This window comes from Streptosporangium sp. NPDC023825, from assembly GCF_040639575.1.
In the GTDB taxonomy this organism is placed as follows: domain Bacteria; phylum Actinomycetota; class Actinomycetes; order Streptosporangiales; family Streptosporangiaceae; genus Streptosporangium.
The window spans coordinates 396,704-402,906 of sequence record NZ_JBFAAE010000001.1; the positions used below are offsets into that span (position 1 = coordinate 396,704).

Consider the following 6,203-nt stretch of genomic DNA (forward strand, 5'->3'; position numbering starts at 1 on the left):
GGGACGGAGAGGGCGTCAGGCGGACAGGAGCGTCCTGGTGGTCTCGTCGCGCATGCCCCACGGCGAGCCGTAGGCGTTGAGCAGCTCCAGGAAGGGCACCGCGTCGAACGCCTCGGGGCCGAGCACCCCGCTGCCCGACCAGGCGCCGGTGGCCAGCAGCTCCAGGGCGACCACCGGGTGCACGGCCGTCTGCCAGACCACGGCCTGGCAGCCGTACTCCCGCATCGACCACTCGTTGTCGACCACGTGGTAGAGGTAGACCTCGCGCGGCGCGCCGTCCTTGCCCACGCCCTTCACCCAGGTCCCGGCGCAGGTCTTGCCCCGCATCCGGTCGCCGAGCGTGGCCGGGTCGGGGAGGCTGGCCGCGACCACGTCGCGCGGCGAGGCCTCGACGCCGCCCACCTTGATCTTGTTCGCGTTGTCCAGGCCGAGCTTGTGCAGGGTCTTCAGCACCCCGATGAACTCCTCGCCCAGGCCGTACTTGAACGTCACCCGCTTGGCGTCGATGTAGCGGGGCACGAGGAGCACCTCCTCGTGCTCGACGTTGACGCACTCGACGGGCCCGATCCCCTCGGGGAAGTCGAACACCTCGGGCTCGCTGAACGGCTCGGTGGTGTGCCAGTCGCCGTTCTCCCAGATCACCGGCGGGTTGAGGCACTCCTCGATGGTCGTCCAGATGGAGAACGTCGGCGCGAAGTCGTAGCCGTCGACCACCAGGTTGGAGCCGTCACGGATGCCGATCTCCTCGATGGTCTCGAACAGGTGCTCGGCGGCGTAGCGCGCGAACACGTCGGCCAGCCCCGGCTCCACGCCCATGCCGACCAGCGCCAGCCCGCCCCTCCGGCGCCAGGCCTCGCCCAGGGCGAACTGCTCGTCGCCGAGCTTCACCCCGGTCAGCTCGTACGGCCGGCGCGGGTGGGGCCGCGACAGCGACATCGCCATGTCGAGGTAGTGGGCGCCGGCGTTGAGCGCCGCCTCGAACAGGGACATGGTGAAGCGGGGGTCCACCGCGTTGAAGAGCACGTCGCAGCGGTGCTCGGCGAGGGCGGCCTCGACCGCGGCCCGGTCGGAGGCGTCCAGCCCGATGGCGCTGAAGCGCGGGTCCGCGATCCTGGCCACGACGGCGGCGGCCCGGTCCTGTTGAGAGTCGGCGACCACGATGTGTTCGAAGAAATCTCGGCGTGCGGCGATCGGCACGACGGCGGACCCGACGCCGCCCGCTCCAACAAGAAGGATTCTCATGACAGGTAGCCTACCCACTGACTGGTCGACCAGTCGATAGACGAATCATGATTTTCCCACCGAATCCGTCGTTGAAAGCGATCATGGCAACGAAAAGCGCGGCCATACGCGAGACACACGGACATGCCGGAGAAGGGGCCCGCGAGAAGGACGGCGGGTCCCCGGCCCGTCAGGCTCGAACCGGCCCCGCCGGGACCCGGCCCGCCAGGACCCGATCTGTCAGGCTCGGCCCCGGGGGGAAGCGGTCACTTCACGAGCTGCTTCCAGCGCTCCACCCAGTCGGTGTAGTCGGTGCATTCCCCGCCCCGGCCCCCGCAATCGCGCGTCGGGCGGGTGGCGAAGTGGATGTCGCGCAGCCACCGGCTGTCACGCAGGCGGTAGATCTCGCACATCCGGCGGGCGGGCCCGCCGCACGCCTCCGGGTCGGCCGGGGCGAGCCCGGTCCAGGCCGCGGCGGGGCGCTGCGCCGCCGAGGTCATCCAGTTCAGCCACCGGTAGGCGCAGTTCGGGCTGGCGGGCCTGGCCGCGAGCATCCACGAGTCGACCCACCCGGTCACCGGCGCCGCCGACACCTTCATCGGCCGGCCCGCGCGGCGGAAGAGGTCCAGGTGGTACGGGAGTGCCTGGGCGATCCGCACCGGCCCCGCCGACAGGGCTCTCACCAGTTCCAGGGAGCCGTCCCAGTAGACCCGGTCGGGACCGGCGCCCTCGGCGAGGAGCTTCACGGCGGCGTCGAGCTGGGCGGGGGTGAGCTGGAACGGATCCTCGATCTCCAGCTCCGGACGCGTCCCGCCGAGGGCGAGCGCGGCGTCGGCGATGCTCAGCGGGCTGTTCCTGATCGCCGCCGGAGCCGCTCCGTAGAGCGCCGACGGCTCCTTGGGCCCGCCCTCCTCGTGGACCACCTGGTTGACCCCCCACAGGTAGGGGATCCCGTAGACCCTGCCGTCCACGCGCAGGCCGGGCAGCTCGCGCAGGCGCTTGGGAATGTGCTTGTAGCCCGCGACCAGCGCCGTGTCCAGCGGCGCCACCTTCCCCTGCGCCACCAGCTCACCGGCCAGGTCCGGGGCGGGTGAGACCACGTCGTAGGAGCCCTCGGCGAATCTGGCGGCCATCTCCTCGCTCGTACGGACTCGGTCGAGCTTGACGACGCAGCCGGTCTCCTCCTCGAAGGGCGTGAGCCAGTTGGCCCGCGAGCTGGTCCCGCCGTACTCGACGTACCCCTGGAAGGTCAGCACCTGGAGCGTGCCCTCGCCCTTGCCGATGGACGCCGACGGTGTGGGTGCCGGTGCCGGCGTGGGTGTCGGGCCGGGGGTCGTGCCGGACCCGGGGGTGGGCGTGGCGGCGGGTGTCACGGCCGTGGCGGAGGGCGAGGGGCCGCGCACCGGCCTGGCCGTGCTCACGACTCCCGCCTGGGCGCAGGCGGCGAGCGCCAGCCCTCCCGCTCCCAGCAGCGCTCCGAGACGCGCCCGGCGGAGCCTGTCCCTGCCCACGAGGCCCACGAGGTTTCCTCCCGACGTCGCCACCGATCTGCCCGGGAGCCTACCGGCCGATCGCCCGCCCCGGGACGCCCGCGAACGCACGGCCCCGTACGCCGCACCGGAGGAATCGGAGACACCGGGAGAGGCCGGAGAATACGCGAGCCCGCGCCCCGGCAGGAGGGGCGCGGGCTCGCGGTCCGGAGGTTACCCGTTGGTCGGGAAGCCGAGGTTGACGCCACCGTGGCTCGGGTCGAGCCATCGGGAGGTGACGACCTTGCCCCGGGTGTAGAAGTGCACGCCCTCGGTGCCGTGGACGTGGGTGTCACCGAAGAGCGAGGACTTCCAGCCGCCGAAGCTGTAGAAGGCCATCGGCACCGGGATCGGCACGTTGATGCCGATCATGCCGACCTCCACCTCGTTCTGGAAGCGCCGGGCCGCGCCGCCGTCGTTGGTGAAGACCGCGGTGCCGTTGCCGAACTCGCCGCCGTTGATCAGCTCCAGGCCCTCCTCGTACGAGGAGACGCGGACGATCGCCAGGACCGGGCCGAAGATCTCCTCCCGGTGGACCCGGGAGCCGGCGGGAACGTGGTCGAGGACCGTGGGACCCAGCCAGAAGCCGGGGGTCTCCTGGGCGGCGCCACCGCCCAGGACGGGGGTCAGCCGGCCGTCCACGACGAGCTTCGCGCCCTCGGAGACGCCCAGGTCGAGGTAGGAGACGACCTTGTCGCGGTGGGCCCCGGTGACGAGGGGGCCCATCTGGGAGGAGGGGTCGTCGCCGGGGCCGACGGTCAGCGCGGACACCCGGGAGACGATCCTGTCGACCAGCTCGTCCCCGACCGGGTCCACGGCCAGCACCACGGAGATCGCCATGCAGCGCTCCCCCGCCGAACCGAAACCGGCCGACACCGCGGCGTCGGCGACGAGGTCGAGATCGGCGTCGGGCAGGACCAGCATGTGGTTCTTGGCGCCGCCGAGCGCCTGGACCCGCTTGCCGTGGGCGGTGCCGGTCTCGTAGACGTACCTGGCGATGGGCGTGGACCCGACGAACGAGACCGCGCGCACGTCCGGGTGCTCCAGCAGCCGGTCCACCGCCACCTTGTCACCCTGGACGACGCCGAAGACGCCGTCGGGCAGCCCGGCCTCCTTCCAGAGCGAGGCCATCAGCAGCGACGCCGAGGGGTCCTTCTCCGAAGGCTTGAGGACGAAGGCGTTGCCCGCGGCGATCGCGATCGGGAACATCCACATCGGCACCATGGCCGGGAAGTTGAACGGGGTGATCCCGGCGACGACGCCCAGCGGCTGCCGGATCGAGTAGGAGTCGACCCGGGTGGAGACGCCCTCGGAGAAACCACCCTTGAGCAGGTGCGGGATGCCGCAGGCGAACTCCACGACCTCCAGGCCCCTGGCGACCTCGCCCAGCGCGTCGGAGTGGACCTTGCCGTGCTCCTCCGAGATGAGCCGGGCGAGCTCGTCGCGATTGGCGTACATCAGCTCGCGGAAGCGGAACAGCACCTGCGAGCGCTTGACCAGCGAGGCGTCCCGCCACGCGGGCCAGGCCGCGACGGCGGCGGCCACGGCCGCGTCGACCTCGTCTGCGGACGCGAGGTGGACCCGCCCGGAGACCTCTCCCGTCGCGGGGTCGAAGATCTCGGAGGTGCGGCCGGAGCCCTCGACGGGACCGCCGCCGATCCAGTGGGTGACGTTCTTCACGGGGCGACCTCGGCGTTGATGGTTTCGAGCGCGTTGACGATGATCCCGAGTCCCTCGGCGGCCTCGTCGAGGGTGAGGGTGAGCGGCGGGGCCATCCTGAGCACGTTGCCCTTCAGGCCGCCCTTGCCCGCGAGCAGGCCGGACTTCCTGGTCTCCTCCATGAACCGGGTGGCGAGGGCCGGTGAGGGCTCGCCGGTCGCCGGGTCGACCAGCTCGACGGCGAACATCAGGCCCTTGCCGCGGACGTCGCCGACGATCGGCAGGCGCGGCGCCGCCTCGCGCAGCCCGTCGATGATCAGGGCGCCGGTCCTGGCGGCGTTCGCCTGCAGGTCGTGGTCGAGGACGTAGTCCAGGGTGGCGTTGGCGGCGGCCATGGAGATCGGGTTGCCGCCGAAGGTGGCCAGCCCGACCGCGTGGAGGTTGTCCATCAGGTCGCCGCGGGCGACGACGCCGCCCACCGCGAAACCGTTGCCCAGCCCCTTGGCGAAGGTCATCATGTCGGGCGTGACGCCGTGGTTCTGGATGCCGAAGAAGGCCGACCCGGTGCGTCCCCAGCCGGTCTGCACCTCGTCGGAGACGAACAGGATGCCCTCGGCGTCGAGGACCTCCTTGTAGGCGGCGAACAGCCCGTCGGGGGCCATGGTGAAGCCGCCCACCCCCTGGATCGGCTCGGCGATCAGCGCCGCCACGTCACTGGAGACGGCGGTGGAGAGCACGTGGCGCAGGTCGTCGACGCAGGCCGCGATGTAGCCGTCGTCGGACAGGCCGCGGAACTGGGCGAGGTGCCGGTCGGCGCCGTGCAGGAAGTGCACGTTCAGCGGTGACAGCGAGTTGTTCTTCCACGCGCGGTTGCTCGTGACGCTGACCGCCCCGAAGGAGCGGCCGTGGTAGCTCTGCCGCATGGCGAGCACCTGGTCGGACCTGCGCGCGTAGGTCGCCAGCAGCAGCGCGGTCTCGTTGGCCTCGGTGCCGGAGTTGGTGAAGAAGACCTTCGCGTCCGGGATGCCGGAGAGCCTGGCGATCTTCTCGGCCAGCTCGACCTGGCCGCGCAGCAGGTAGACCGTGGAGGTGTGTACCACGCCGGTGGCGATCTGCCGCTCGACGGCCTCCCGCACCTCGGGCACGTCGTACCCGATCATGTTGGTCAGGATCCCCGCGAAGAAGTCGAGGTAGCTCTTGCCCGACGCGTCGACGACGCGGTTCCCCTTGCCCGAGACGATCTCGATGGGCTCGTCGTAGTAAAGGGCCAGCCAGTTGGGCATTACCGCGCGGTGGCGCGCAAGAAGGTCCGACATATATCGAGTATCGCCTCTGGATGTCACCGCTCATACCTGCAACATGTCGGGATGTTCGCGCCGAACCCGTCACACTGTCAGGTCTCGCCGGCGTGGATCTCTCCCATGAGAGGTCTGTGCGGCTCGCGCCCCGCGACGCGTCCCGTGCGGCTCGCGCCACGCGACGGATGGCGCGAGCCGCACAGGAGGGTCGGACGGAGCACCCCCCAGGTTCCCCGTCCGAGCTCCGTCAGTCACGAGGCCGGGCTGAGTCCAGCATCGCCCATGTTTCCTATCAAAGCAACCTGAAATACATGAATTCTGCCCGGTTCTTCCGGCCCGCCCGCCGGGTACGAGCGCATGACGTACGTCGCCCGGAATCCGGAGCTGGGCTTCGGCCCGACCCGGGCATCGGCGGCATCGGCAGCCCCCGGGTACGGCCGCGACGCGCCGGTGGCCGGCCTGCCCCGGGCAGGCGGCCCCCCGCGGGGGGACCCAC

Annotated in this window: 4 protein-coding genes; all 4 read right to left on the minus strand. The window is 71.2% G+C overall.

The window, feature by feature from the left end:
* Positions 1-15 precede the first annotated feature (15 nt).
* The 4 genes from AB0G15_RS01705 to AB0G15_RS01720 all read right to left on the minus strand — a co-directional run bounded on the left by AB0G15_RS01705 (position 16) and on the right by AB0G15_RS01720 (position 5,725).
* Positions 16-1,242 (minus strand): saccharopine dehydrogenase C-terminal domain-containing protein, encoded by a 1,227-nt coding sequence (locus tag AB0G15_RS01705; protein ID WP_362834460.1) that lies wholly within the window; start codon positions 1,240-1,242, stop codon positions 16-18.
* A 245-nt stretch (positions 1,243-1,487) separates the two neighbouring features.
* Positions 1,488-2,741 (minus strand): extracellular solute-binding protein, encoded by a 1,254-nt coding sequence (locus AB0G15_RS01710; RefSeq protein ID WP_362834461.1) that lies wholly within the window; start codon positions 2,739-2,741, stop codon positions 1,488-1,490.
* Between the two features lie 183 nt (positions 2,742-2,924).
* Entirely contained in the window at positions 2,925-4,430 is a 1,506-nt protein-coding gene (locus AB0G15_RS01715) for a CoA-acylating methylmalonate-semialdehyde dehydrogenase (RefSeq protein WP_362834462.1), read from the minus strand.
* On the minus strand, positions 4,427-5,725 hold the full coding sequence (locus AB0G15_RS01720) for an aspartate aminotransferase family protein (protein WP_362834463.1): 1,299 nt from the start codon (positions 5,723-5,725) through the stop codon (positions 4,427-4,429). The genes AB0G15_RS01715 and AB0G15_RS01720 overlap by 4 nt, the downstream gene beginning before the upstream one ends.
* Between the last annotated feature and the right edge of the window lie 478 nt (positions 5,726-6,203).

What these genes read in the sequence shown, in the direction of transcription:
- AB0G15_RS01720 (WP_362834463.1), bottom strand. Translation starts at nt 5,725, where the DNA reads ATGTCGGACCTTCTTGCGCGCCACCGCGCGGTAATGCCCAACTGGCTG.
- AB0G15_RS01705 (WP_362834460.1), bottom strand. Translation starts at nt 1,242, where the DNA reads ATGAGAATCCTTCTTGTTGGAGCGGGCGGCGTCGGGTCCGCCGTCGTG.